The organism is Citrobacter freundii complex sp. CFNIH9 (genome assembly GCF_002903305.1).
GTDB lineage: Bacteria > Pseudomonadota > Gammaproteobacteria > Enterobacterales > Enterobacteriaceae > Citrobacter > Citrobacter portucalensis.
Map to the genome: position 1 here is coordinate 1,328,360 of NZ_CP026238.1, position 26,433 is coordinate 1,354,792.

27 protein-coding genes and 1 pseudogene are annotated in these 26,433 nt (G+C 50.4%); 14 read left to right on the top strand and 14 right to left on the bottom strand.

The genetic code is table 11. The features are described from left to right. Nucleotides 1-12: 12 nt before the first annotated feature. From C2U43_RS06660 to C2U43_RS06675, 4 genes are read left to right on the top strand one after another with little or no spacing between them, the layout of a single operon-like run. Nucleotides 13-474: a DUF2824 family protein gene (locus C2U43_RS06660; RefSeq protein ID WP_103284841.1), complete on the top strand. Its 462-nt coding sequence runs from the start codon at nucleotides 13-15 to the stop codon at nucleotides 472-474. Then, a complete protein-coding gene (locus C2U43_RS06665) occupies nucleotides 468-1,148 on the top strand; it encodes a DNA transfer protein (protein ID WP_103284842.1) in 681 nt (226 codons plus the stop codon). The genes C2U43_RS06660 and C2U43_RS06665 overlap by 7 nt, the downstream gene beginning before the upstream one ends. Continuing rightward, nucleotides 1,148-2,467, top strand: coding sequence for a phage DNA ejection protein (locus tag C2U43_RS06670; protein WP_103284843.1), 1,320 nt, complete (start codon nucleotides 1,148-1,150; stop codon nucleotides 2,465-2,467). Before C2U43_RS06665 ends, C2U43_RS06670 begins: the two co-directional genes overlap by 1 nt. Next, nucleotides 2,464-5,163 carry a lytic transglycosylase domain-containing protein gene (locus C2U43_RS06675; RefSeq protein ID WP_103284844.1) on the top strand — a complete coding sequence of 900 codons (2,700 nt, stop codon included), beginning with the start codon at nucleotides 2,464-2,466 and terminating at the stop codon, nucleotides 5,161-5,163. Before C2U43_RS06670 ends, C2U43_RS06675 begins: the two co-directional genes overlap by 4 nt. 45 nt (nucleotides 5,164-5,208) lie before the next feature. On the opposite strand, the gene C2U43_RS06680 is transcribed toward C2U43_RS06675, so the two are convergent. After that, a complete protein-coding gene (locus C2U43_RS06680; protein WP_075204953.1) occupies nucleotides 5,209-5,433 on the bottom strand; it encodes a hypothetical protein in 225 nt (74 codons plus the stop codon). Then, nucleotides 5,434-5,769: a hypothetical protein gene (locus C2U43_RS06685; protein ID WP_103284845.1), complete on the bottom strand. Its 336-nt coding sequence runs from the start codon at nucleotides 5,767-5,769 to the stop codon at nucleotides 5,434-5,436. Between the two features lie 931 nt (nucleotides 5,770-6,700). Between C2U43_RS06685 and C2U43_RS06690 the strand changes: the two genes are divergently transcribed. After that, on the top strand, nucleotides 6,701-7,270 hold the full coding sequence (locus tag C2U43_RS06690) for a hypothetical protein (RefSeq protein ID WP_103284846.1): 570 nt from the start codon (nucleotides 6,701-6,703) through the stop codon (nucleotides 7,268-7,270). A gap of 98 nt (nucleotides 7,271-7,368) precedes the next feature. On the opposite strand, the gene C2U43_RS06695 is transcribed toward C2U43_RS06690, so the two are convergent. Beyond that, nucleotides 7,369-7,554: a helix-turn-helix transcriptional regulator gene (locus C2U43_RS06695; protein WP_103284847.1), complete on the bottom strand. Its 186-nt coding sequence runs from the start codon at nucleotides 7,552-7,554 to the stop codon at nucleotides 7,369-7,371. A 110-nt stretch (nucleotides 7,555-7,664) separates the two neighbouring features. Here C2U43_RS06695 and xisR point away from each other — a divergent pair, with 110 nt between their 5' ends. Then, complete coding sequence (gene xisR / locus C2U43_RS06700; protein WP_103284848.1) at nucleotides 7,665-7,910, top strand: excisionase family protein; 246 nt, start codon at nucleotides 7,665-7,667, stop codon at nucleotides 7,908-7,910. Nucleotides 7,911-8,162: 252 nt separating this feature from the next. Here xisR and C2U43_RS06705 read toward each other — a convergent pair whose 3' ends face one another. The 6 genes and pseudogenes from C2U43_RS06705 to C2U43_RS06735 form a co-directional block, all read right to left on the bottom strand. Beyond that, nucleotides 8,163-8,648, bottom strand: coding sequence for a DUF3368 domain-containing protein (locus C2U43_RS06705; RefSeq protein ID WP_103284849.1), 486 nt, complete (start codon nucleotides 8,646-8,648; stop codon nucleotides 8,163-8,165). Continuing rightward, nucleotides 8,632-9,696 carry a helix-turn-helix domain-containing protein gene (locus C2U43_RS06710; protein WP_103284850.1) on the bottom strand — a complete coding sequence of 355 codons (1,065 nt, stop codon included), beginning with the start codon at nucleotides 9,694-9,696 and terminating at the stop codon, nucleotides 8,632-8,634. The genes C2U43_RS06705 and C2U43_RS06710 overlap by 17 nt, the downstream gene beginning before the upstream one ends. A gap of 427 nt (nucleotides 9,697-10,123) precedes the next feature. Then, a complete protein-coding gene (locus C2U43_RS06715; protein WP_000019450.1) occupies nucleotides 10,124-11,104 on the bottom strand; it encodes an IS5-like element ISKpn26 family transposase in 981 nt (326 codons plus the stop codon). 69 nt (nucleotides 11,105-11,173) lie between these two features. Then, nucleotides 11,174-11,287 (bottom strand): annotated as a pseudogene (locus C2U43_RS06725) (ESPR domain-containing protein); the annotation flags it as partial. Between the two features lie 197 nt (nucleotides 11,288-11,484). Next, the gene (locus tag C2U43_RS06730; RefSeq protein WP_008784033.1) at nucleotides 11,485-12,063 is read right to left on the bottom strand and encodes a helix-turn-helix transcriptional regulator; all 579 of its coding nucleotides are present in this window, start codon (nucleotides 12,061-12,063) and stop codon (nucleotides 11,485-11,487) included. 617 nt (nucleotides 12,064-12,680) lie between these two features. Further along, nucleotides 12,681-13,856, bottom strand: coding sequence for a DnaJ family molecular chaperone (locus C2U43_RS06735; RefSeq protein ID WP_032942620.1), 1,176 nt, complete (start codon nucleotides 13,854-13,856; stop codon nucleotides 12,681-12,683). A gap of 299 nt (nucleotides 13,857-14,155) precedes the next feature. Here C2U43_RS06735 and C2U43_RS06740 point away from each other — a divergent pair, with 299 nt between their 5' ends. From C2U43_RS06740 to C2U43_RS06765, 6 genes are all read left to right on the top strand, one after another. Continuing rightward, nucleotides 14,156-15,241 (top strand): YncE family protein, encoded by a 1,086-nt coding sequence (locus C2U43_RS06740; RefSeq protein ID WP_060682617.1) that lies wholly within the window; start codon nucleotides 14,156-14,158, stop codon nucleotides 15,239-15,241. 146 nt (nucleotides 15,242-15,387) lie between these two features. After that, the gene (gene pheP / locus C2U43_RS06745) at nucleotides 15,388-16,782 is read left to right on the top strand and encodes a phenylalanine transporter (RefSeq protein WP_008784036.1); all 1,395 of its coding nucleotides are present in this window, start codon (nucleotides 15,388-15,390) and stop codon (nucleotides 16,780-16,782) included. A 180-nt stretch (nucleotides 16,783-16,962) separates the two neighbouring features. Continuing rightward, complete coding sequence (locus tag C2U43_RS06750) at nucleotides 16,963-18,204, top strand: MFS transporter (protein WP_003835691.1); 1,242 nt, start codon at nucleotides 16,963-16,965, stop codon at nucleotides 18,202-18,204. A 15-nt stretch (nucleotides 18,205-18,219) separates the two neighbouring features. Further along, nucleotides 18,220-19,248 carry a sugar phosphate isomerase/epimerase family protein gene (locus C2U43_RS06755; RefSeq protein ID WP_103284851.1) on the top strand — a complete coding sequence of 343 codons (1,029 nt, stop codon included), beginning with the start codon at nucleotides 18,220-18,222 and terminating at the stop codon, nucleotides 19,246-19,248. Further along, complete coding sequence (locus C2U43_RS06760; RefSeq protein ID WP_103284852.1) at nucleotides 19,245-20,396, top strand: Gfo/Idh/MocA family protein; 1,152 nt, start codon at nucleotides 19,245-19,247, stop codon at nucleotides 20,394-20,396. The genes C2U43_RS06755 and C2U43_RS06760 overlap by 4 nt, the downstream gene beginning before the upstream one ends. 77 nt (nucleotides 20,397-20,473) lie before the next feature. Further along, the gene (locus C2U43_RS06765; protein ID WP_003831159.1) at nucleotides 20,474-21,454 is read left to right on the top strand and encodes a LacI family DNA-binding transcriptional regulator; all 981 of its coding nucleotides are present in this window, start codon (nucleotides 20,474-20,476) and stop codon (nucleotides 21,452-21,454) included. Between the two features lie 3 nt (nucleotides 21,455-21,457). Here C2U43_RS06765 and C2U43_RS06770 read toward each other — a convergent pair whose 3' ends face one another. The 4 genes from C2U43_RS06770 to C2U43_RS06785 all read right to left on the bottom strand — a co-directional run bounded on the left by C2U43_RS06770 (nucleotide 21,458) and on the right by C2U43_RS06785 (nucleotide 24,490). Continuing rightward, nucleotides 21,458-22,702: a mechanosensitive ion channel family protein gene (locus C2U43_RS06770; protein WP_048235920.1), complete on the bottom strand. Its 1,245-nt coding sequence runs from the start codon at nucleotides 22,700-22,702 to the stop codon at nucleotides 21,458-21,460. A gap of 65 nt (nucleotides 22,703-22,767) precedes the next feature. Next, nucleotides 22,768-23,421 carry an oxygen-insensitive NAD(P)H nitroreductase gene (gene nfsB, locus C2U43_RS06775; protein ID WP_003831162.1) on the bottom strand — a complete coding sequence of 218 codons (654 nt, stop codon included), beginning with the start codon at nucleotides 23,419-23,421 and terminating at the stop codon, nucleotides 22,768-22,770. A gap of 119 nt (nucleotides 23,422-23,540) precedes the next feature. Next, a complete protein-coding gene (locus C2U43_RS06780; RefSeq protein ID WP_008784040.1) occupies nucleotides 23,541-23,909 on the bottom strand; it encodes an MmcQ/YjbR family DNA-binding protein in 369 nt (122 codons plus the stop codon). Further along, the gene (locus tag C2U43_RS06785) at nucleotides 23,909-24,490 is read right to left on the bottom strand and encodes a TetR/AcrR family transcriptional regulator (protein WP_071445801.1); all 582 of its coding nucleotides are present in this window, start codon (nucleotides 24,488-24,490) and stop codon (nucleotides 23,909-23,911) included. Before C2U43_RS06785 ends, C2U43_RS06780 begins: the two co-directional genes overlap by 1 nt. Nucleotides 24,491-24,680: 190 nt before the next feature. On the opposite strand from C2U43_RS06785, the gene C2U43_RS06790 reads away from it, so the two are divergent. Beyond that, the gene (locus C2U43_RS06790) at nucleotides 24,681-25,793 is read left to right on the top strand and encodes an MBL fold metallo-hydrolase (protein ID WP_103284853.1); all 1,113 of its coding nucleotides are present in this window, start codon (nucleotides 24,681-24,683) and stop codon (nucleotides 25,791-25,793) included. Nucleotides 25,794-25,810: 17 nt separating this feature from the next. Next, nucleotides 25,811-26,152, top strand: coding sequence for a RamA family antibiotic efflux transcriptional regulator (locus C2U43_RS06795; protein ID WP_003021996.1), 342 nt, complete (start codon nucleotides 25,811-25,813; stop codon nucleotides 26,150-26,152). Between the two features lie 21 nt (nucleotides 26,153-26,173). Here C2U43_RS06795 and C2U43_RS06800 read toward each other — a convergent pair whose 3' ends face one another. Next, nucleotides 26,174-26,422 (bottom strand): DUF1158 domain-containing protein, encoded by a 249-nt coding sequence (locus C2U43_RS06800; protein WP_008784044.1) that lies wholly within the window; start codon nucleotides 26,420-26,422, stop codon nucleotides 26,174-26,176. Nucleotides 26,423-26,433 lie beyond the last annotated feature (11 nt).

Sequence of the window (26,433 nt, forward strand, 5' to 3'; positions counted from 1 at the left end):
GGAAGGTGGCGCATGGAACTAAAAATTATTGATGACCCAATGCGATTACAGGCTTTTCTCAACGATCCCCAAAATACAGGAAATATTGTTGATTCAGGCGATAGCTATCACATTAAAGCCGACGCGCTCTACCTCGGCATCTACGAAGGATTAATGCTGGTTGGTGTGCATGAGGTGCGCAATTTCTGGCACTGCATAGTGGAGGCGCACGCCGTATATGACACCGGTTTCCGTGGTGAGTATGCGCTAAACGGTCACCGCTTATTCTGCAAATGGCTTCTCCAGAACTCCCCCTTCCTGAACAGCGTCACGATGGTTCCAGACACAACTAAATACGGCCGCGCGATTATCCGCCTGCTGGGCGCAACGCGCGTTGGCCATCTCGATGATGCGTATATCTGCAATGAAAAACCAGTCGGCGTGACTCTGTACCAGCTTACGCGCCAGCAATATAAGGAATTTATCGAATGCTAATTTTCCAGATCGCAAACAAACATCTTTCCCGCGCGGTTTATGCCAAAGGCGGGGGAGATGGTGGAGCCTCCAAAGCTCAGGCCAAGACCCAGCAACAGGCAATTGATTTGCAGCGTGAGCAGTGGAATACGGTGATGAATAACCTCAAGCCGTATGCTGAGGTTGGCCTTCCCGCGTTGCAGGGATTGCAGGGATTAATGACCCTCGAAGGACAGAACAAGGCTGCAAATGACTTCTTCGGTTCAGGGTTATACAAGGCTCAGGCTGATCAGGCTCGCTATCAAAATCTCAATGCGGCAGAAGCAACAGGAGGCCTGGGTTCAACGGCAACAGCGAACCAGCTAAGTGCGATCTCCCCACAGCTATTCAACAACTGGCTGGGCGGGCAAATGCAAAATTACGGAAATCTTCTCAATATCGGCATGAATGCGGCGTCAGGGCAGGCTACAGCAGGCCAGAACTTCGCAAACAATACCGGGCAACTTTTACAGGGACTTGGTTCCATTAATGCTGGTCAGGCGCAGCAGCCATCTTCCCTGTCTCGAGGGATTAGTGGCGCAGCTACCGGAGCAATGACGGGTGCCGCAATAGGTAGCGTTGTTCCCGTCATCGGAACGGCTGCGGGAGCCATCGGCGGTGGACTGGTAGGGTTGCTTGGGGGGATGAGTTACTAATGGCTACATGGCAACTTGGTGGGCTTCAGAGCTTGGCCCCTCAAAATACAAATGCTCCAGGAGCTGACGTCCCTCAACCTATGCAGTATCAACAACAGCCAAATGTGGGTCTGATGGCTCTTCAGGGGTTACGCGGCGTTGCTGAGATCAACCAGCAGGCGGAGGCCGCTAAGCAACTTAAGGATTATCAGACGCAACTAGGGGATAAGGTATCCAAAAACGACCGCGCTGGCGTCCAGCAGTTAATGGCCCAGTACCCGCAGTTTATGGCTGACTCACAAAAACAAATGGGCTTCATCGACGCTGAGCAGAACCGGCAAACCGCTGACGCAGCAATGAATCTCCGGCTTGCTTCGCAGACCGGTGATCCCATGGTCATGCAGAAAGCCATCATGCAGGCGAATCCTGTGTTACAGCGATTTGGCCTGCCTGCTGAAGAGGTTTATCAGTCCTGGCAGAACGACCCGCAGGGATTCAACAGAATCACTGACCTGATTCACCTTCACGCCGACCCGAATAGTTACTTTGCGGTACAGGATAAACAACAGGGGCAGGGCATTGCGCAGCAGAACGCAAACACCTCTGAATATAACGCTAAAGTTAATGCCGACCAGGGTGATCGGCGTCTTGATCTCGAACAGTTCAAAGCCCAGTCAGATAACCAGCTGCGCACGCGGGAAATGGCTTTGCAAGCGCGGCTTGGGCGTGCTCGAAATGATATCGAGCGCGAAAAGCTCACCGCTGAACTTGGCACGGTACAGCAGGCGAAAATGGAGAAGCAGAACGACAAAATCAATACCGTCGCAGGTAACATCGACTCCCTGAACTCTGCGCTTGGAGTGGGTCATGAACTGGCGGGAATTGTCGGGCAGCACCCTTCCGCAGTCACCCGCTCGCAAAATTACAACCCCCTTACTGGCGGGCTTGGGTTCCTTCCTGACATGGCAGAGGACACGCGAAGCCTACGCGCCAAAGCTGATGAATACAGCCTCAAGGTTATTCTGCCGAGTCTGAAAGGGACTTTTGGCGGTAACCCAACTGAGGGCGAGAGGGCTGCGCTTGTGCAGTCTCAAAATGGCATTAAGTCAGCTACCAGTAACGAGGCGTTCTTGCGGGAGCTGAACAAAGCTCAGGATGTCATTGTTCGTATGCAGAAGCGCCAGATTTCCGGGCTCGGCATTCCTGTAACCAAATCGCAGGATGAAGCCACAGACACAAAAATGCTTCTGCAGGATCCCTCTCTGGTTAAGGATTACGTAACCGCACATGGCTACCTGCCGGAAAGTTACTATCAGGCAAAGCTTAAGGGCGGGCAATGATGGCGCAGATGACAGAACGACAGGCAGCATATTCCCGCCGTCTTGATGAAAAATACGGGTTCCCATCCGGCACGATGGAAACGTTAGTGGGCAATGAATCCAGCGGCAATGGGAACGCTGAGTCACCGAAAGGTGCCCGGGGTTACGCTCAACTAATGCCGTCGGCAATGAGTGACGCGGGTTATCGCGGGACGGATCCCCGCTCACTGCCATTTGAAAAGCAAATGGACATAGCGGCAAACCACCTCAACAGAGGGGTGAAACGGTTTGGTGATATCGGTATGGCGCTGGCCGGGTACAACTCCGGTAACGCGCGTGTTAATGCGGTCAGGAACGGCAAAGCCACGCTTCCAGCCGAAACAGCTGATTACGTCAGCAAATTTGCCGATGCTGGAATTATTCCTGATGACAGTGAAGTCCTGCAGTATGCACAGGCAGGCCAGCGGCGTACCCCCCAGCAGCCTGATTACTCAGACCTCGATAAGGCAATCTCACAGGTTGGTGATACCTCTGCCTGGGATGCAAAACGTCAACAGTTTAAGAATCAGGAGACAGGGCAGCCAACAGCCAGCTCATGGGAGCAGAAGCGAGCCCAGTTTCTCGCCAATGAGGGAGCCGGAGACCCGCAACAGCAGGTAGCCCAGTCGAACCTCAACCCTGACATGGAGTATCTTTCTCCTGGCCTGAAAGCAGCGCCTGAGCAGGCGGCGAGAGGGATTGCGAATATCCCGTTTGATGTAATGGACGCCGGGGTTGGCGTAATCAATGCGGCCCAGTCAGCAGGGGCATGGGCGGGGCAGAAGCTTGGCATGGGAGATGGCACGTACAACCCGCTGTCACCAGTCTATCGCCCCGTGGATCATCCTACCGATCCATACGCGCAAGCTGGTGAACAACTGGCACCTTACCTCATTCCAGGAGTGGGCGCGGAAAGGACAGCCGCAGCGGCCGCTTCTGTTGCCAATGCTCCACGCGCTGAGCGTGCGGCCACTCAGGTGGCTGGCATGCTGGCGGAAAACCTGCCGGGCACACTGGTGAACGCCCAAAAGAACGGGCAGATCAGCCCGGAGGACTTAGCAAAAGAGACCGGTATTGGTCTGGCTGGATCGCTGGGAGCCCGTGCTTTGATAAAGGGCGGGCAAGCGGCCACTGGCGTGTTGCGCAGAAATGCGGGCCCTGCTGGTGGGGCTGGTAATGCGCTGGAAACGTCTAATGATGTATCAAAGGCGGCGCGTTCTGCTGCCGGCCGTGAAAACATTTCCACCCAGGCGGCAGTAATTAGCGATGATGTAGCAAAGGCTGCGGATGATACTGGTGTTGATATTAATACTCTGACACCCGGGATGCGGTCAGGTAGTCGTGGTATTGCTCAGGCTGAAGGTGTTCTCGCATCAACGCCCGGTACCGTACAGGATGCGCACCTGGTTGCCTTCAATGAAATATCCTCAAAGTTGAATAAGCAGCTGTCTGATTTCGGTGCTGAGTCTGGTAGCGCATCGGAAAAAAGCGCAGCGATTAAAGATCGTATCAGCGCCAGCCTGGCCGACATGAAAACCGCCGAGAATACGGCATGGGCAGATCTGCGCAGCACGATGCCACGCGACAGGATGAAGATGAATAACGGAATGGCGGTCATCCAGTCTGAGAAATCGGCTGGCGTGCCGCTTAGCTCTGAAATGAAGCAGTTTCAGGCAGCCAATGGTCAGGGTAGCGGTATCACCTTTGAAGGCATGAAAGCATGGCGTGCGAAGTTTGCCGATGCTGAACAGGCAAACATCCGCGCAGGTAAGGCAAATGCTGCCCGTATTGCCGGGGAGATGCGCCGTGCTATCACTGATGATATGCGCGTCATGGCTGAAAAAGGCAATTTCCTCCCTGAGTGGCAAAAAGCTAATGACCTTTCGAAGGGGTACATTACGGCTAAAAAAAATGCCGAGTCTGTTTTTGGACGGGATCTGGCATCAGACTCCATGGTCAGAAAAGGCGTCGATATGCTTAAGGCATCTGCAGATAGCGGGCCCGGAGCATTCCACCGTCTTATCACCTCACTGCCGGAAGTTGAGCGCCAGCCAGCAATAGCTTCCATTCTCCAACATGCTGCGGCGCAGGGAGAAAAGGGTGGCGTTGGTGAAGGCGCAGGCCTCCAGTATTTTGCCAAAATCATGACTCCGCAGAATGTAAAAGCCATCAGCCGCCATGCGCCGGATCTGGGGAAAATTATGAAGGAATTCGGCGTGCTCGCTAAAGCTGGCACCAGACCGCAACGATACATAGAGCGCACAGGCAGAACGACAGAGGCCATCAAAACGCTTGATACTGGGCTTCCGAAAATTGTCGGCGTGATTATGAATGGCATTCAGCAGTCTGGAGCAATCGCGGGTGGTTTCGGCGGTGGCGTAATGGGCTCGATTGGTGGCATGGTCGCAGGTGGTGCGCTGAGGAATACAGTAGCGAAGATTGGCGCAACGAGGAGTGGTCGGTATGCCATCGAGAAGGCGGTTCAGGAGGCCACAAAGGCAGTAAACGCGGGAGCCTCACCAGCAGCGATAGCCGCAGCTGAGAAACGATTTGCAGCCAATAAGATTGCCATGAAGGCGATCCGGGATGCTGTAGGGGCTGAGGGATTCACGCAGCTGACAAGGGCCGGGATTGTCGCTACGCTCAGCGGCATGAAAGATGATGGTGAAGAAGAATAGCCAGCCTGCCCGGTTGGCTATCGGAGTCACAGGGGCCATGGAAGGCTATTTGCATTCAATTGTCATTTCTTTCCTGTTAAACCCAGATGATTTTGATACATCGTTATATCCTGACGGGCAAACATTGTTAGCTTCCTCATAGCAGACAGACCAGGCAGATCCAGCTCCGCACTCAATGAGATATTGTTTCTTGCCATCACCGCGGTTGATTTGGGTTGATTGCGCGCAAGCTGCTAAAAGCAAGGGAAGTAAAATAATCAGTTTCTTCATTTAATCCTCGGCATTGTTATTTTTTATTGGCTGCATGTCATATACATGATCACCGATTACAGCCTTGATAGCATATCCCGCTCCTATATCTTTGCTCAGGATAGCCACTGCAGGCGAGTAGGAATATGAGTAGTTGAAAGTGTTACAGGTCAGCGTCCAGCCATTCATTAAAATTATCTTCTTATCAAAATCGCACCCCTCAAAATCACCATCAACTTGGGTGATCTTAGCGATGGTATAACCTTGTAACTTCGAGAAATCACCAGCATCCAACGCAAAAACCTTTGGGACAAATATAAACAAACAACCCGTTAAAACAGCGCTTATGGCTTTCATTATCACACCTTTGTTTTGGCAAACTTTATCATGCGCCATAGGAGAAACGATTTAAAAGTAGCGAAAATTTGTCATTGCACAAAAATGCCAACGTAAATAGGCGAAGTACACCTAAGCCCTAAGATCACCCTAAGCATTCCGTTGATGAATGACGCTTAATTGCGCACCAGTGCTATTCACGCCTCAAGTCTTGCCGAACGGGGTTTCGCGGCAAGTACGCACCCATGCGCACACATGCGAAGATTTATCTGATGTCACTACGCGAGCACAAGCGATTTTGCGCCCAGTACGCACACGAGAAGGTTTTTCGGTGATCACTACGCGAAGCGGGGGGAGTTTCGTGACCAGTACGCGCGCGAAGATTTTAATTACCTCACTATGCGGGCTGGGAAGGTTTTTGCGGAGTCATTACGCGAGGCGGGAAGATTAATTGGGGGTCACTACGCGAGGGAAAGCGACTTTATGCAACAGTACGCGCGCGCGAGGTTGACCGGCTGATAAGTCAGTCGATTAAAGATTAATCGTACACCGCTGAGGTCGCAGAATGGCGGAGAGACCCGCTGTATGGAATTTCGCGACAAGTACGAGGCAGGATAATGGGAAGAAAGATTTTTTAGATATCATTGTATGGGTGGAATATTTTTCTAACGTAGGTACGTTAGAGGAAACGGAGCAAGGTTTTTCGAACATCAATACGTAACGAAGATTTTTCCACCATCACAACACAAGAGGAACGTTGGGAAGATTTATCTGACATCACCTTATATTAGAATTTTCGGACATCATAGAGCAAAGGAAGAGGGGTTTTCGGAGTCCATAAAAAGGACGACAAGCCCTGTAATTGGATCGAGGTTTCCACACTGGTATCCAGTAAAATACGCATATTATTTCGTATTCAATTTTTCACAGCAGCGCGCAGGAGTGTTAATCAGTGAGAAGCAGAACGCGCAACTACACGGAGGATTTGCCCCGCATAGGTCTGCCATTTCTGGCAAATATGCGCCGCCGCTTGGAGAGCGCCGCACCCGGCACACAGCTTTATACTCAGACCGAGTCTGGAACCCTCTATACCTTCCTGCAGGCTGGTGGGTATGCGGGAACCATCAACGGCGTAACGCGTGCTATCGGTATCACCACCACGCAGGCGGGCTACGGAGTGCGGCAATGGTACGTTTGCCCTCACTGCGGCACTAGGGCGGCCAAGCTGTATATCGGAAAGAAAGACATCGCCTGCAGGAAATGCTGGAAGCTTCACTTTGCCAGCCAGAGTGAGGATCAATTAACCCGAATGCATAGGGATATTCGCCGCCAGCGGTACGCCATATGGGGAAATACAGAGCGCACCCGTAACCTTGCTTATTCTCCTCACCTGTTTCCCAAACCGAAGGGTATGAGGTGGGAGACATTCGACAGAAAGGTAGCCAGACTAATGCGGTGTGAGCTTGCTTACTGGCAGGCATTTACGTCGGTGGTGGACAGGATCACAGGAAGATACCGGTAAGCCTCTGAATAATTCTCTCAACCTCATTTTGGTCAAGGTAATCATCACACCACCAGCGGGTTGAAAGACGTTGGTCCACGACTCGATATAAAGTCCATTTATTGGTTGTCAGCTCTCGAATCAAGTTTGTTCTGGATCCAAGCCTCTACCTCCTCGAGCGACCATCTGGCTGAAGAGCCTATTTTAACAGGCAGTGGGAACGTACCATCTTTAACCCATGAGTAAATTGCCGTTTTTTTGAAGCCAGTTCTAAGCATAACTTCGCTTAAGTTGATAAGACGCATAGGAACTCCATTACATTGGGTTAAGCTTTGCGAGAGTATGATCAGCCAATAATATTAAATGCTGCTATCCGCTTTTCTATGAATCCAGTATTTCCGTATGGAGAAAATGAATGTCCGAGAGTCAGGCTATTAACCTCCAACCCAATAAATGGGTTACAGAAGCCGTGCTGGTGGCTGTAACTAGTTTGCGTTCAGGAACTATCGAGAGGGCAAGGGCACAGTCATGGATGGTTGGCCGAGAGTACCTGCATATTTCCCCAGAAGGTACCCCTCACAAAACTAGTGAGTGTATGTACAACCTCGAGGCCATCAACCGGTGGATCGAAGGGCAAGCCAAACGGCAACCTCAAAAATAGCCGTGTCAGTGAGTTTGGTGCCCGATGATTCTGGCAGTGAAGTGAAGGCGCACAGCGTGAGGGATATCGCCGCTGGCTGGAGGAAAAGCGCCGGCTGATGCTGGTACGCAGGATGACGGTACGCGGTGAGGTACGCACCTTAAGCAGCATTAATATTTATACTGCACTATACGACTTTTATCCGTAACAAATACGGGGGCGAAGCTTAAATCGCCAGCCCCAATACAGTTTCTGGAGCTGGCTGTTATAAATTCACAAATCTAATTCATCAAGCCGGCGAAAGGCAATATCCCAAGGCAAACGACGACCAGCGTCCCGCATTTGCGCATACGCTTGTCTAGCCATATCAATAGTTAATAACCCATGATGAATCATTTCTTCAACAATCCACAATGTACCTTTAACTTCAATACCTTCAGATTGAGCTAACACGCGGAGAGCTCTATCACCAGTTAACAGAGCACATTGCTCTTGTTTAGCTAAACATAAAGCGAAGCAGTCGTTTCGGCTTGGGCCATGGGCAACCTCTGCAATTTCCATGGCATAAGTTAGGGTTCCAGGTGTTAACTCTTCAATCACCAGGCCTCTTTGAATCAAAGTTCCATGTTGCTCTTCAAGTTCATCGTAATACAAAATATCAGGTACTTTGAAGCAATGTGGTAGCGAAAACAGGGGTTCCAATAATCCCCCTTCTTCCATGTCGATTATGATGTTTGCATCACTAATTAAAATGATCATCTGATGGTTCCAGCTTCCGAGCCTGATGGAAATTCATTAAAGACATCCCTAAAAGCTCTGCCGCTTTGGATTCAGACAAAATACTCTCACCCAGCCCACGGAAAACAAGTTGTTTAAACATACTGGTCTGTTCCGCGGGGAAAGCCTGTCCAGGTTCTTTACTACGCCATTTGCGCATAGAAAAAAACATGAATAATTCTTTGCACTTAGCCTCGGTAATGATGCCAAGGTTCTTAGCGCGATAAATGCAAGCCATCATGCTCAATCCGTAGTCCATTTTTAATAGATACAATTCTTGAACCTCTAGACGGCTACGCTTGTTGCCTAAATACTGACGAACAGCCACCTCAGGAAACAGAAACGCTCCAGAAAAACGATTGCACGCCATTTCCTCATCAAGACACTCTGCAAGCATGTCTTGTAAAATTAAATGTCCTAATTCATGAGCCAATGTAAATCGTTGCCGATCCCCTGGCCACTGAGATGAGATGACGACTACAGGCTTATCATTTACTGATGCCTGTAAGCCGTCAAATTTTTCGCTCGAATCAACGTCGGTCACTATAACCAAGACACCATGACATTCCAGTACATCAATCATACTGGTTATTGGCTGGCTTCCTAGATCCCAAAGCTCTCGCAGTTCATTGGCTATAATTTCAACTTTATGATAATCATCAACTAAAGAAATAGAAAAATTTGGTTTAGAAAATGCAGGTAAAGGGAAGTTTGGCCATAAATTACATAGTTCCATCCAGCGCTCGGCTTGATCGAGTACATCCGCCTTAATACGATTTAGTACTTTTTCGGGGGCGGAGCTCCGTTTACGATATTCGATCCCTTTTAATTCAAACTTTGCAGGACGGAAAAAATATTCATTTCGTACTCCCAGCGCACGCGACATCTTCACTAGCACACCAGAGCTAGGCATGCTTTCGTTGTGCTCGTACTTTTTGATCATGTTGGCGCTGACGCCTGCCTGCAAAGATAGCTCTTTCATAGACAGGCCAGCGGCAGAGCGAGCGCGTTTTAAACGTTCTCCGAACATGCTGACCTCCAGTTGGTTTATAAAAAAAAGGAAAATTCACATTTTGTAAACCAGAGTATGCTGGTAACACGCAATCTTATCAAGTTCATTAATGCTCATTAGCACTCAATACTTACCTTTTTGAGGCTGGTCTTTCTGTCTGTTTACAGGAATGGTTGAATTACCTTCAGTCAATTTTCTTCTCGGCCGAACTGCGCGGAATTTTCCTGTTTGGCAATGAATAATATAGTTAGCATTGAGCTGCGAAAGACCAAAAAAATCCATTGTGTCTACCAACTAGGGAAGGTGCGAATAAGCAGGTCATTTCTTCCCAAGCTGACTCGCTGATTAAAATTTCGCGGATCTGGGCCGATTTTTTTCCCGCAAACACATCGAATCAGCCTATTTAGGCTATTTTTTCCACCATTTCTGGCGTTATTTCCGGTTTTTACTGAGATCTCTCCCACTGACGTATCATTTGGTCCACCCGAAACAGGTTGGCCAGGGTGAATAACATCGCCAGTTGGTTATCGTTTTTCAGCAGCCCTTTGTATCTGGCTTTCACGAAGCCGAACTGCCGCTTGATGATGCGAAACGGGTGCTCCACCCTGGCACGGATGCTGGCTTTCATGTATTCGATGTTGATGGCCGTTTTGTTCTTGCGCGGATGCTGCTTCAAGGTTTTTACCCTGCCGGGACGCTCGGCGATCAGCCAGTCCACATCCACCTCGGCCAGCTCCTCGCGCTGTGGCGCTCCTTGGTAGCCGGCATCGGCTGAGACAAATTGCTCCTCTCCATGAAGCAGATTACCCAGCTGATTGAGGTCATGCTCGTTGGCCGCGGTGGTGACTAGGCTGTGGGTCAGGCCACTCTTGGCATCGACACCAATGTGGGCCTTCATGCCAAAGTGCCACTGATTGCCTTTCTTGGTCTGATGCATCTCCGGATCGCGTTGCTGCTCTTTGTTCTTGGTAGAGCTGGGTGCCTCAATGATGGTGGCATCCACCAAAGTGCCTTGGGTCATCATGACGCCTGCTTCGGCCAGCCAGCGATTGATGGTCTTGAACAATTGACGGGCCAGTTGATGCTGCTCGAGCAGGTGGCGGAAATTCATGATGGTGGTGCGATCCGGCAGGGCGCTATCCAGGGATAATCGGGCAAACAGGCGCATGGAGGCGATTTCGTACAGGGCATCTTCCATGGCACCGTCGCTCAGGTTGTACCAATGCTGCATGCAGTGAATACGCAGCATGGTCTCCAGCGGATAGGGCCGTCGGCCATTGCCCGCCTTGGGATAAAACGGCTCGATGACAGCGGTCATATTCTGCCATGGCAGAATCTGCTCCATGCGGGAGAGGAAAATCTCTTTTCGGGTCTGACGGCGCTTAGTGCTGAATTCACTATCGGCGAAGGTGAGTTGATGGCTCATGATGTCCCTCTGGGATGCGCTCCGGATGAATATGATGATCTCATATCAGGAACTTGTTCGCACCTTCCCTAATACCGCAACAGTTTTGCGCGAGCTGCTTTTTTTCTTTCCTTTGGTTAATTCAGAAACGACCACCCAGATACCGAGCGCCGCGTTCCAAATAATGCTGTAAACTTTGTTCATATATAACCCTCGTCTACATTCCTGTTATGCATGTGTTAATACATTGAGTTGTTGGCTATGGTTGGCACGCGGATGTGCTACCCGGTAATAGATTTTTGGGAATAGGGTTTCCTTCCGTGCGATGCGGAATTAAAAAGCGAGTCGAAAGAAAACTTTTTTTAAATAATAACCGTGATAATTGTCCTTAAATAAGTCAGTTACGGCTGGCTATAGTGAGAAATGGTGTACTTGAGCCGGGTGTTATTTTTGCCGAGTTTTCTGGCAATATTGCTTTTGTACGCCCCGATGGTTTTTTCACTTTTTTGTGATGCCCCGGCGATTTGTGTCAGTGACCATCCTCGTGCAAGCATCATCATTACGTTGAATTCGTTTGCTGTGATCTTGTTGTGTAATGCTTTGATATTTTGTTGGTTATTGTTTTTTGTGATACGTGTAACGGCATGGTGTAGCCGATCAAGACTGGCATCTTGATCAAGAAACAGCATGTTCTTCCCACAAACGGTTTGAAAAAGAGTAAAAGTAGCTTCATCTGCCAAAACAATAATTTTGGTGACAGGTCGTAAAGCCATGTTGCGGATAATCCTGGCATATTTTAAAAAATCTGATTTGTCAGGATTAATGATGATGCAATCCGTTTCATAAGGAAGCATTTTGACAGCAGAGAGCGTCTGGGAGGAGTAATACGCGATATCAATATATAATGATGAGCCACGTAGGATTTCTCGCATGCCTAGCCAAGGGTAAATTGAGTCACCCAAAAAAATAGCCTTTGACATAACGATCTCCTTGAAATTTTGGTGCAAGCAGCCGCCTCTTTTTGTAGGTTAAAAAAGAGTTTCTTGCGACGCGTGAAATGTTAATTAAATCTCGTATTACGTTCTGTGCTGTGAACGTATCCTTATTAATTCCAGATTAAACAGATATTCTCTGTATTTATTAGAATCATTAACTATTCTTAAAGTAGATATTACACTTTGTTAAAATTTAAGATAAATCGTTTATTTCAGCTCTGCGTAAATGATTGATAGATTTCGCTTATGAATCGCATGAATAATGATTGAGTGGTTTCTATAAAGACAGGGTATTCCTATCTGTTTTGGAGGGGATTTATATGAAAAACATTATATTTCAGATGGATACCCGTTTTTCTTAATGGGCTTACTGGTTGGTAGGAGAATTCTTAATCAAGACCAGGACAAAGAGAAGGGGCGTCGAGGGGAAGAGAGAAATATCGCTAAATTTGCAGTTATCGACCTGAAACTCGAGTATTCAGGTTGATAATTCTTAGTGTTGTGAATTTTTTAGGGAATTATCCTATTTTTGGCTTTTTGTGCTTAATTTTAAAAACTCACTTGAAGAGGTTATTTTTTCTGATTGCTATTGCTGATAGGGCTTAGCCCGCCAACAGTTCCTGTTCAACCTGATGCACCTGCTGTTCCAGCGTATTGCGGATTTCCGTAAGCGCCCGTTGTTGATCGGAGAAGTAGGCTTCTTTATCAGTCACAGAGGTGGCAAGCCGCCAGGCGTTCTCGGCTTCCAGTTCGGTAATCTCTTTGAGCAGCGCGTTAATTTGTTCTCTGAGCTGCTGTATTTTGCTGCGTAAATGCTGCAAATCGTTCAATCGGTCACTCGCCATCATCGGTTCGAGGCCGCTTTGCAATTGAGTCAGTAGCGCCCGGACGGCAGCAAGATCGGCATTTTGGCGCGCCTGGTTAAGCTGCACCATCATCTGATGCGCTTTCTCTTTCAGATCATCGGCTACCACGTCCGGGTGGCAAAGACGGCTTGCCTGACGCCACAGGCGTTTTAACTCATTACGTTCATCAGAGGAAAGCCGCTGGTCACGGCTAAAACGATGCTGCGCATCCTGCTGCTGCTCCTGATATTCATCATATTCATGGCTGGCCTCTTCCTGTGCCTGACGGGTTGCGCTGTCGTCCTGGCGAGAAAAGTCGTTTTCCAGCTCACGAATCTCCGCCAGCAGGGCGGTAATCAGTTCAGTTTGCTGCTGAATACGTTGGCGTGTTTCCACCGATTCGCGCGAATCTGAATTCTGGTTCATCCAGTGCTGCTTGAGCCTGGCCAGTTGATCAACAGCCTGGGAAATATAGTGCTGACAGGATTGATAGTCTTTTTCCCGGCGTTTTCGCTCCGCTTCCTGTTTGCGCTGGGCACTGGCGGCGAGCTGTTTACGCAGTTCGAGAATGCGGCTCATCAGCGGTCCAAGACGAAGGTGATACAGATCGTTGAAATCATCGAGGATTTGAATGCGCGTGTTGCGCTTATCTATCAGGTCACGCAGCTGTGTTTCGAGTGCTTTGAGTTCCAGCTTACTGGCGGCAATGGCGGGATCCTGCCACGTAGAGACTGCCCGTTGAGATTGCAGCCAGGCCGAGATTTCACGCAGGGCATCACCAAAGCGTCGTTCTTCGATCGCCTGCACAATGGTGCCTGGTACGACTGACAAAGGCTCATTTTTAAGATGCGCCACCTGCTGGAAAATAATCTCCTCATCTTCCAGTTCAATAGCGCTTTTGACGATTTCCAGTCGTTTGATGATCTTATTCATGACAGTCGTTGCCTGGCCTGGCTAAAAAACGAGTGGCTGAAGTACAACAGGTTCACCCGTTTGAAAATGTTAGAAAAACAGTAAAGCGCATTCTGTGGCCTGCGATGCCTTTTCGTCCAGAATAATTCACTGTAATTATGAAAAACCGGAAGTCGCGCGCACCTGTCTGCATCTTCAAACCTCTGTTTCATGTTTTTTACTCTCGGGTAATTATTCTTGATTCAGTAAAGATAATGCGTATAGTTCTCATTCTCTTTTGTTATTAACTCCCTGTATTACTTCTGGTAAGGATCCCGACAATGAAAAAAACAACATCCGCGCTGGCATTGCTGATTGCTGCGGCGTTAAGCGGTTGTGCGGCGCATACCACGCCAGCCAGCAACGCCAGCGTTACGGAAAAAACAGCGCAACCTGCCGTCAGTGATGTGCAACAACGCGCGCTGGCGGATGGGTTATATGAAATGGCGCTTAGCCCGGCAGGGGATGCGTTGTACGTTGCCAGCGCCGAAGGATTTAAAGATGTGCAGGGCGGCGTGGTTTACAAGCTGGATCCAAAAACGCTTAAAACGCTCGGCTTGAGTCATACCGATATGAAAAACTTTGGTATGGCTATCTCGCCGGACGGTAAAACAGTGTATGTCACCAACTCACTGGATGGTGGCCTGAGCGCGCTGAATACCGCTGACGGCAAAGTGAAAAATCGCGTACTGTTCCCGGAACGTAACCCAGAAGGTTTCCCGTATGGTGCGCGCCAGGTGCTGCTGCATAACGGTTTGCTCTATATTGGTGCCGTGGCGGATCCGGCGGTGATTTGGGTGGTTGACGCTGAAACCCTGAAGCTAAAAACCCGCATTAAAAATACGGGTAAATGGATGACCGGACTGCATTATTCAGAAGTGACGCAGCGAATTTATGCAGCTAACGGCGGCGGTGAAATTCTTGTTATCAACCCGCGTAATCAGCGCGTAGAAAAACGCTGGCAACCGCTGGGAGAACAACCTGCGCTGTTGCTGAATATGACGGAGGACGCACAAACGGGTCGCCTGTTTGTCACCGACAACTCGAAAGCGAAGACTACCCTGGTGCTGGATATCCATACTGGTAAGCTGCTGAAAAAATTGGATGTGGGTGATTCGCTGGCGGTGAAATTTAACGCAAAACGCAACGAAATCTATATTACCCAGCGTGATTCAGGGAAATTGCTCAGCCTGAATGCGACCGATTACAGCGTGAAGAAAAGCTGGGATTTACCACCAAACCCTAACAGCTTGCTGCTCTCGGCGGATGGGCAAACCCTGTTTGTCACCGTGAAACAGAAATTTAATAAAGACCACTCTACGTCTGCGCCAGATAACGTGGTACGTATTGACCTGAATAAACAATAACAACTCGCCTTCTTTCTATTGTTTTTCTCCCGAGCCTCGGTGCGTTGGGCAAGGAAGCCCGGCGTATCCAATCGATTGCGCCTTGCGACAACCAGGTTGAAATGTTAAAAGAAGCCCCTTCAATAAAAACCACACAGGGGAAGGGCGTGAAAAACGCGTCAACTGCATCTGACACCAGCGTGTCTGATGCCGCGTCGACGAACGAGCCGACGCTTCAACGAGGGTTGCAAAACCGCCATATTCAGTTAATTGCGCTGGGCGGCGCAATTGGTACCGGCCTGTTTTTGGGCATTGGCCCGGCTATTCAGATGGCGGGACCTGCGGTGTTACTGGGTTACGGCGTTGCCGGGATCATCGCTTTTTTGATTATGCGTCAACTGGGCGAAATGGTGGTCGAAGAACCCGTTTCCGGATCGTTTGCCCATTTTGCCTATAAATACTGGGGACCGTTCGCGGGTTTTCTGTCCGGCTGGAACTACTGGGTGATGTTTGTGCTGGTCGGCATGGCAGAACTGACAGCGGCAGGGATCTACATGCAGTACTGGTTGCCCGATGTTCCAACCTGGATTTGGGCCGCGGCATTCTTCGTGATCATCAACGCCGTCAATCTGGTCAACGTACGTCTGTATGGCGAAACGGAATTCTGGTTTGCGCTGATTAAAGTACTGGCCATTATCGGCATGATTGGTTTTGGCGTGTGGATGCTGTTTTCCGGTAACGGCGGGGAACATGCAAGCATCGATAACTTGTGGCGTTACAACGGCTTTTTTGCTACCGGCTGGAACGGATTAATTCTGTCGCTGGCAGTGATTATGTTCTCCTTTGGCGGGCTGGAGCTTATCGGGATTACTGCCGCGGAAGCGCAGGATCCACAGAAAAGCATTCCAAAGGCGGTAAACCAGGTGGTGTACCGTATTCTGCTGTTTTATATCGGTTCTCTGGTGGTGCTGTTGGCGCTGTACCCGTGGGTGGAAGTGAAATCCAATAGCAGCCCGTTTGTGATGATTTTCCATAATCTCGACAGCAACGTAGTGGCTTCTGCACTGAACTTTGTCATCCTGGTGGCTTCACTGTCGGTGTATAACAGTGGCGTCTACTCTAACAGCCGCATGCTGTTTGGTCTTTCGGTTCAGGGTAACGCGCCGAAGTTCTTAACCCGCGTCAGCCGTCGCGGCGTACCGGTGAACTCACTGATCCTTTCCGGTGCTATTACGTCGCTGGTGGTACTCATCAACTATGTGCTGCCGCAAAAGGCCTTTAGCCTGCTGATGGCGCTGGTGGTGGCGACGCTGCTGCTGAACTGGATTATGATCTGCCTGGCACATCTGCGATTCCGGGCGGCGATGCGTCGTAAGGGACGTGACACGCAGTTTAAAGCGCTGCTGTATCCGGCAGGGAACTACCTATGTATTGCTTTCCTTGGCATGATTCTGGTGCTGATGTGTACGATGGATGAGATGCGCCTGTCAGCTATCCTGCTACCGGTGTGGATCCTGTTCCTGTTTGTTGCCTTCAAACTGCTGCGTCGTAAGTCCCGCTAAGTTTCTACCGATCTTGTTATTACCGATCCCATCGTCAGGATGGGATCGGATCCTCACTCAACGTTTATCGTGACCGTTCTCGCAATTTTGCTGCTGCTGACAGGATCTTTATTTTGTAATCGATTACTTTTCTATTGAATCTAATTTGTAATCGATTACTTTTTAAGGGTGGGGCAAAAAATGGTGTCAACAACCGAAAGTAGTGGAAAACAGAGCGTACAGTACCGGCTGCTGGTGCCCCGGCTGTCGCTAATGATGTTCTTACAGTTCTTTATCTGGGGAAGTTGGTCCGTCACGCTGGGGCTGGTGATGAGCCAGCACAACATGTCGCTGTTGATTGGCGATGCGTTTTCAGCCGGGCCCATTGCCTCTATTCTGTCGCCATTCGTCTTAGGGATGCTGGTAGACCGCTTTTTTGCCTCGCAAAAGGTGATGGCGGTGATGCACCTTGCTGGCGCGGCAATCCTGTGGTTTGTTCCGCAGGCATTGGTGGCGCAAAACGGTGCACTGTTGATTGGTCTGCTGTTTGGCTACACGCTGTGCTACATGCCAACGCTGGCGCTTACCAACAATATTGCTTTTCATAGCCTGTCGGATAAGGACAAAACCTTCCCGGTGGTGCGGGTGTTTGGCACCATTGGCTGGATTGTCGCGGGGATCTTTATCGGTGTAACCGGAATTTCGGACACCACCGGTATCTTTACGCTGGCGGCGATTATCTCTGTGATTCTGGCGCTCTACAGCCTGACGCTGCCCAACACGCCTGCACCGGCGAAAGGACTGCCGGTAAAAGTTCGCGATCTGTTTTGTGCGGATGCTTTTGCCTTACTCAAGGTCCGTCACTTTTTTGTCTTCTCGCTCTGCGCGACGCTTATCTCTGTACCGTTGGGAACCTATTACGCGTATACCGCGTCGTTTCTTGCTGATGCGGGCGTCGGCGACGTCAGTACGGCGATGTCGTTTGGTCAGATGTCTGAAATATTCTTCATGCTGGTGATCCCGTTCCTGTTCAGACGTTTGGGCGTGAAATACATGCTGTTAATCGGGATGTGCGCCTGGTTCGTGCGTTATGCCTTCTTTGCCCTCGGCATCAGCGAAGAGGGCCGATTCCTGCTGTATCTCGGCATTCTGCTGCACGGCGTGTGCTACGACTTCTTCTTCGTAGTCGGCTTTATTTACACCGATCGTATCGCCGGGGAAAAAGTAAAAGGTCAGGCGCAAAGCATGATCGTCATGTTTACCTATGGGATCGGTATGCTGCTGGGCTCGCAAATTTCAGGCGCACTTTACAACCGGCTGGTGGCAGGGCAAACCGTGCCTCAGGCGTGGACCACATTCTGGTGGATCCCGGCAGTCGCTGCCGCAGTGATTGCCGTGATTTTCCTTTTCTCTTTCAAGTATGACGATAAAGAGCAGGCGTAATTTTCAGGAGGGGTTATGAAAACCATCAAGGGGCCTGGCATTTTTCTGGCGCAATTTATCGGGGATCGCCCGCCATTTAACACCCTGGAAGGCGTGGCAAAATGGGCGGCGGAGCTGGGCTATAAGGCATTACAAATCCCGTGTAATCACAAGTCGCTGTTTGATGTCGAACAAGCTGCTGTAAGTCAGGCCTATTGTGATGATATTCGCGGGATGCTGGCCGGATATGGGTTAGTGATTAGCGAATTATCTACCCATCTTGAAGGTCAACTGGTTGCCGTCCATCCGGCTTACGATGACGCTTTTGACGGATTTGCTCCGCCGTCTGTACGCGCTAATCCGCAGGCCAGACAGGCATGGGCCATCGAAACCTTACACCAGGCCGCTGCGGCTTCGCAAAGACTGGGGCTGACGGCACATGCCACGTTTTCAGGTTCGCTTGCCTGGCCTTTCTTTTATCCGTGGCCACCGCATAATCGTCAGCGCTTTGAAGAGGCTTTTCTGGAGCTGGCGCGCCGCTGGAGACCGATTCTCGATCGCTTTGATCACCATGGGGTGGATGTTTGCTTTGAGATCCATCCCGGCGAAGATCTGCACGATGGCGTGACGTTCGAGCGTTTTCTTGCGCTGGTTGATAATCATCCTCGCTGCAACATTCTCTATGACCCGAGCCATCTGTTATTGCAGCAGATGGATTATCTTGGGTTTATCGATGTCTATCACTCGCGTATTAAAGCGTTCCACGTCAAGGACGCTGAGTACCACGCCAGTAGCCGCAGCGGTGTCTATGGCGGTTATCAGCCGTGGCTCGATCGCGCCGGGCGCTTCCGTTCTTTGGGGGACGGGCAGGTCGATTTCAAAACGATCTTCAGCAAGCTCACACAATATGATTTCCCTGGCTGGGCGGTGCTGGAATGGGAGTGTTGCCTGAAAGACGCGCAAACCGGGGCGCGTGAGGGGAGTGATTTTATACGCCGCCATGTTATTCCGGTTTCTGCACGTGCATTTGATGATTTCGCCGCTGGCGATGAGGTACGCAAATGATACAGGTTGGCATTATTGGCAGCGGATTTATTGGGCCTGCACATATTGAGGCGTTGCGTCGACTCGGCGGTGTGAACGTGGTGGCGCTCTGTGATAGCTCGCTGGCGGTTGCCCAGGAACGCGCAGATGCTCTTCATATTCCTCATGCGTACGGTAGCGTTGAAGCGCTGCTGGCGCATCCCGGACTACAGGTAGTGCATAACTGTACACCGAATCATCTGCATGCCGACATCAATCGGCAGATTTTACGCGCGGGTATGCACGTGTTTTCAGAAAAGCCGCTGTGTTTGACGCCGGATGAGGCTCGTGAACTGGAAACGCTGGCGCAGCAGGCTGGAGTGGTGCACGGCGTGAGCTTTGTCTATCGCCAGTTTGCAATGGTGCAGCAGGCGGCCAGTATGGTCAGAAGCGGCAGCGTGGGCAGTCTGTTTGCCGTACAGGGGAGCTACCTGCAGGACTGGATGCTGCTGGAGACTGACTACAACTGGCGGGTCGATGCCGCACAGGGTGGAGATTCGCGGGCGGTTGCGGATATCGGTTCGCACTGGTGTGATACGGTGCAATTCGTGACTGGAAAACGTATTGTCGAGGTGATGGCCGATTTGGCTATCGTCTGGCCGGTTCGTAAAGCCAGCATTGCCAGTAACGCCACGTTTGGCCAGCAAACGGCTGATGTGCAATTTGAGGATAAAGCGGTTACGACGGAAGATCGTGGATCGGTGCTGGTACGTTTTGATGATGGCAGCAAAGGCTGCTTTAGCGTTTCGCAGGTGAGTGCCGGGCGCAAGAATCACCTGAGCTTTGAAATTAACGGTAGCCACTGTTCACTGCACTGGGATCAGGAAACGCCGCAACAGCTTTGGGTCGGGCACCGTCAGCAGGCGAACCAGATCCTGACGGACGACCCTGGATTGATGAATGCTGATGTAGCTGCCAGTGCGCACTTTCCGGGTGGGCATATTGAAGGCTGGCCGGATGCGTTCAAGAATATGATGCAGCAGTTTTATCAGGCTGTGTTGGCAGGCAAAATGCCCGCAACGGCGGAGCGTCGATTTGCGTCTTTTTCTGATGGTGCGGATGTGATGTATATTATTGATGCAATTATAAAAAGCCATCAGCAGCAGCGTTGGATATCAGTACAGCGCTAAACACACATCCGGTTCGCCAGTCGGTGATTTTATGGTAGCCTCAACGCAAAGCGTAAACCGCAGGATGTGTCGTCGTTATGTCTATTCAAAAAATCGCCCAGCTTGCCGGTGTGTCGGTGGCGACGGTATCGCGTGTACTGAATCACAGTGATACCGTCAAAGCCAAAAATCGTGAGCGCGTGCTACAGGCTATTAAAGAAAGCAATTATCAGCCCAACCTGCTGGCGCGTCAGCTGCGTACGGCACGTAGTTCGATGATTCTGGTGATGGTTTCCAACATCGCCAATCCTTTTTGTGCAGAGGTTGTTAAAGGCATTGAAGAGGAGGCGGAGAAGAATGGCTATCGCATTTTACTGTGTAATTCCGGCTCGGATACAGCCCGCTCAAAATCAGCGTTGAAGCTCCTGTCGGGGAAAATCGTCGATGGCATTATCACCATGGATGCATTTTCCAAATTACCGGAACTGACTACGCTGATTGGCGATGCGCCCTGGGTTCAGTGCGCGGAATATGCTGACAAAGGCGCGGTTTCCTGCGTGGGGATTAACGATGTTGACGCCGCACAGTCGGTAATATCTCACCTGGTGGATAAGGGCTACCGACGAATTGCCTTAATCAATCATGACCTGAGTTATAAATATGCTCGTTTGCGCGAACGCGGCTATAAAGCGGCGCTGCATGCGCTGTCGCTTGAATATCAGGCTGTGGAATATGCCAGTGAATTAAGTTCCAGTGCAGGAATTGCGGCGATGAAAACACTACTTGCCGCAGAGGTGAAACCCGACGCGGTGTTTGCCGTATCGGACACGCTAGCCGCTGGTGCGATGCGCGCTATTTTCGATGCCGGATTACAGATCCCGCAGGATATCGCCGTTGTTGGTTTCGACGGTACGGAACTGGCAGAAATGGTTTCTCCACAGCTTTCGACCATTGAGCAGCCCTCACGGGATATAGGCCGCAAAGCGGTAGGATTATTGCTGAATAAAATAGAAAATCCTGACGCGCAGACGGAAAGGGTGATGATGGACTGGCGCTATATTTCACGCGCCAGTACCTGAGCTTTATCGCTGAAACGCGCCAGACAGCGCACGAATATCGTTTCCGGTAGGCGACTGATGAATGCGCAAGCCAAACTCTTCGACTACGGCAAATATATGGTCGAAGATATCAGCCTGAATACTTTCATATTCCAGCCAGACCACCGTATTGGTAAAGGCATAAATTTCGATCGGTAAACCATGATCGTCCGGCGCAAGCTGGCGCACCATTAACGTCATATCTTTGCGAATACGCGGATGATGACGCAAATACTCGTTCAGATAAGCGCGGAAGGTGCCAATATTGGTCATCCTGCGGTGATTCAACACCGATTCAGGCGCATCTAACTGCTGATTCCACTCGTCAATTTCCTGGTGACGTGTTGTTAAATACGGTTTCAGCAGGTGGGCTTTATGCAGACGCTGGCGCTCATCCTCATCAAGAAAATGGATGCTGGTGGCATCGATGCTGATGCTGCGTTTTATTCTCCGCCCACCGGAAGCCGACATTCCACTCCAGTTTTTAAAAGAGTCTGAGACCAGTGACCAGGTTGGGATAGTGGTGATGGTGTTATCCCAGTTGCGCACTTTCACGGTGGTTAAGCCAATATCGATAACCGCGCCATCTGCACCATATTTCGGCATTTCCAGCCAGTCACCCAACTTCAACATATCGTTGGCTGAAAGTTGTATTCCGGCAACCAGTCCGAGGATTGGATCTTTAAACACCAGCATTAACACGGCGGCCATGGCGCCCAGACCGCTTATCAGTATTGCCGGTGACTGACCAATCAGCAGGGAAATCATCAATATTCCGACGAGAATTGCGCTGATGAGTTTGATGCCCTGGAATATGCCTTTTAGCGGTAATTGCGATGCGGCAGGGAGTTTTTGCGACAGATTGAGAATAACGTCCAGCAGGGAAAACAGGGACAGCAGGGCGTACATCATGATCCACAACTGAGCGCAGGTCACTAATATTTCTGCTGCTTCGCTGCCTTTCTGTAGCCAGAGTGCGGCCTGTATATTGACAATGATACCCTGCAGGGTGAATGCCAGCCGGTGAAATAACTTGTTCTGCGTGATGATTTGTAGCCACAGGCGGGAGCTGGCGCTGGCACGCTTTTCAAATGCGCGTAATACCACCCAGTGCAAAATAACGTGAACAATAATGGCGGTGATAAAAATAATGCCAAAAATCATCACCAATGAGGTGGTGTGATTTATTTCAATGCCGAGTTCTTCTACCTGAGATATCAATTCCTGCATAACGTCTCCTTAATAAACAGCGGTCTATGATGACCGCTGCGCGGAGCTTATGCAAATGCGGAGGATTAGACTTCCGTCAGCGTCGTTTCCAACGGCAGACGAGATTTCGGCAGCGCGGCGTTGAAATCTTCTACGCTGTGATGACCCACAGGAACCACCACTACGCTGGTGAAACCTTTTTCTTTCAGGCCAAATTCTGCATCCATGACAGCTGAATCAAAGCCTTCGATCGGCACAGCATCCAGGCCCATCGCCGCAACGCCCAGCAGGAAGTTACCGACGTTCAGGTACACCTGTTTTGCCATCCAGTGGTTGTCATCTTTCAGTTCTTTGCGATGCATGTCGGCAAAGAAGGTGCGGCCTTTGTGGTTTGCGGCTTTCGCTTCAGGCGTGGCGAAACGACCATCGCTTTCTTCTTGATCCACCACGCGTTCCAGCCATGCATCATCCATCGCCGTTTTGGCGCAGAACACCACAACGTGGGAAGCATCCAGCATTTTACGTTCGTTGAATACAAAGCCGCCGGCTGCGGATTTAGCCACACGCGCCTTACCTTCGTCAGTGCTGGCGACAATAAAGTGCCATGGCTGAGAGTTGGTGCTGGACGGGCTAAACTGCAGCAGCGTTTTTAATTTTTCGGCCTGCTCAGCGGTCAGTTTTTTATTCGGATCGAATGCCTTAGTGGAGTAACGTTTTAAGGCGACAGAAACAATATCCATAACTACTCCTGGTGATTTTCCATACCCTGCGGGTGCGTTTTGTTTCAGCAGGGTACAGGGTTAGCAGGAAAAAGATAAGACAGGAAAATGCAAAAACACTTATCGGGGTTAGCGATAAATCAACCTGGACGCAGGCGTTTTTGATCCCGTTTCGGCAAGCCGTCGACGACGCGGTGCCAGGAATCATTCACCAGCTCTGCCAGTAATGACTCGGTAATATCGTCACCAGGATAGACCGAGATCCAGTGCTTTTTATTCATGTGATAGCCGGGCTTAATGCTGGGGTAGATCTGCTGGTTTAACAGTGATTTTTGCGGATCGGATTTCAGGTTAATAAGTGGCCGTCCGCGAAGCTCCGTGACCAGCATAAAAATTTTACCGCCAACCTTGAAGACATCGTATTCCGGGCCGAAAGGCCAGCAGTGTTCGGTAAAAGGTAGTTCGAGCGCAAGGCGTTTCGCACAGGCAGGAAGGGTCTGGCCGTCCATTATTGTTCCTCGCGGGTCAGGGCGCGCCACATGGCTTCAAACCCCATCGAAATATATTCATTTGCGCGGGCAGCGTCGCGGGCGGCGAACTCCATGGTGGTTTCTGCCAGAGAAAGGAATAGCCCGTCGCCAAAGGCGCGATATTCGTCAGACATAAACTCGGGTCGTACGGAACGATGACAAAGATCGCGCAGTTCCGGGAACATATCGTCAGCCTGTTGTTCGGTTTCCTTGCTTATTTTCTCGCTGACGGCCAACTGACGAATCGTGCGATGCCCGCAGGTGTGGTTCAGGCCCCAGCTAATGTAGCTGTTCCAGATGTAGTGAGTCATGGTTTTGGCATCAGTCACTGAACGATCCAGGTTTGCCATCATCGACTGACAAAGGTCTTGCTTCAAAAAGAGGTAAAGCTCGTTGATCAAATCATCTTTGGTCGCGAAATAGCGAAACAACGTTCCCTCCGCAACCCCTGCATTACGGGCTATCACGGCGGTCGAAGCCGCAACACCTGATTGTGCAAATGCTGTGGTTGCAGCTTCCAGTAATGCCAGTTTTTTGTCTTCACTCTTCGGACGAGCCACTACACTTTACCCTTTAGTCTGTAAAAAACATGATTGAATCACGGCGTTTGCTGCGCCGCAACGGCGAATGTCAAAGATTGAAAATCATCTTGACGGAGAACTTTCGATTTCTATAATGAGTGCTTACTCACTCATAATCAAGAGTCAGTCGCGCAAACCAGCGGAAAGGGGGCGCGTTTAAGGTCAGGATATGAAGCGTCTCACAGTTTGTGTGGTTGTTATTATGCTTATTGCTGCAGCTGCAAGTTTACCGTTTGTACTCAATGCCGGGTTTGGTCAGGCGCCGCAAGGGGCACAACTGAGTCAGGTTGAACAGTCACCGCACTATCGTGATGGACAGTTTCATAACCAGGTGCCGACACTGGGCTATACCGGCAACAAAGGCATGCTGGCGGCCTGGTGGGAGTTTCTGGTCGCTAAGCGTGAAAATGCACGACCAGCACAACCGTTACCTATGGTCGCGACCGATCTCGCCGGGCTTTCGCCGCAGCAGGATACCCTGGTCTGGCTGGGCCATTCTTCGTGGTATTTACAGCTGGCGGGTCAACGTATCCTGATTGATCCGGTTTTCAGCAATTATGCCGCACCGTTCTCGTTCCTGAACAAGGCCTTTGCCGGTGATTATCCGTGGACCGCACAGACGATGCCGGAGATAGACCTGCTCATCATCTCGCACGATCACTATGACCATCTGGATCTCGCCACTATCAAGGCGCTAATGCCGAAAATTAAGCGGGTGATTACGCCACTCGGCGTCGGGTCGCATCTGCGTTACTGGGGGATGCGCAGCGAGACAATCGAAGAACGGGACTGGAATCAGTCCGTCAGAGTGACGGATTCGCTGATCGTTCATGTGCTGCCTGCTCGTCATTTCTCGGGACGCGGTATCAAACGCAACCAAACGCTATGGGCGAGCTTCATGTTCGAAACGCCGGAGCAGAACGTTTATTACAGTGGCGATTCCGGCTATGGACCGCATTTTAAAGCCATCGGCGAGCAGTTTGGCTCTGTCGATTTGGCGATTATGGAGAACGGTCAGTATGACCAGGATTGGAAGTTTATTCACATGATGCCGGAAGAGACGGCGCAGGCTGCGGCAGATCTGCATGCGAAAGCTGTGTTGCCAGGGCATGCCGGCCGTTTCGTTCTGGCGAAACATACCTGGGATGATCCTTACAAACGACTGGCGCTTGCCAGTCGTCATCAGGATTACCGACTGCTGACGCCAATGCTGGGTGAACCGGTAATACTGTCCGAACCGGACCAACCGTTTACGGCCTGGTGGCAACAGGTGACTCAATGAATACAGGGGAGAGCATGATGACGATTTCTGCTCAGGTAATTGATACGATTGTTGAATGGATTGATGATAATTTGAATCAACCATTGCGCATTGATGATATTGCACGCCATGCGGGATATTCCAAATGGCACCTGCAGCGTCTTTTTATGCAGTACAAAGGCGAAAGTCTTGGGCGTTACATCCGCGAGCGCAAGCTGCTGTTGGCGGCGCGCGATCTACGCGATACCGACCAGAAAGTGTACGACATCTGTTTGAAATACGGATTCGATTCGCAGCAGACCTTTACGCGTATTTTCACCCGTACGTTCAGCCAGCCGCCGGGAGCTTATCGCAAAGAAAATCATAGCCGAACGCATTAACAGCAGAGGGTTCTCGCGGGCCTAATCCGCCAGCGAGAACCAGCGCCGCCAGATGAAGCGCAGCACCAAATATTCAATCACGCCCAGCAGTAAAAACCACAGGCAAAACAGCAAAGTATAAAACTGATTGAGATCCATCAGATGAAAAATGGCGACGAGTTTTTGCGCCAGCACCAGGCCAAGCGAGGGGGCGGGTAGCAGCAGGCAAGACAAAAAAGCCAGTAGCAGGATCCCTGCGACAGTCATCAGTGATTCAAGCGGGTGTTTCATGACATTGTTAA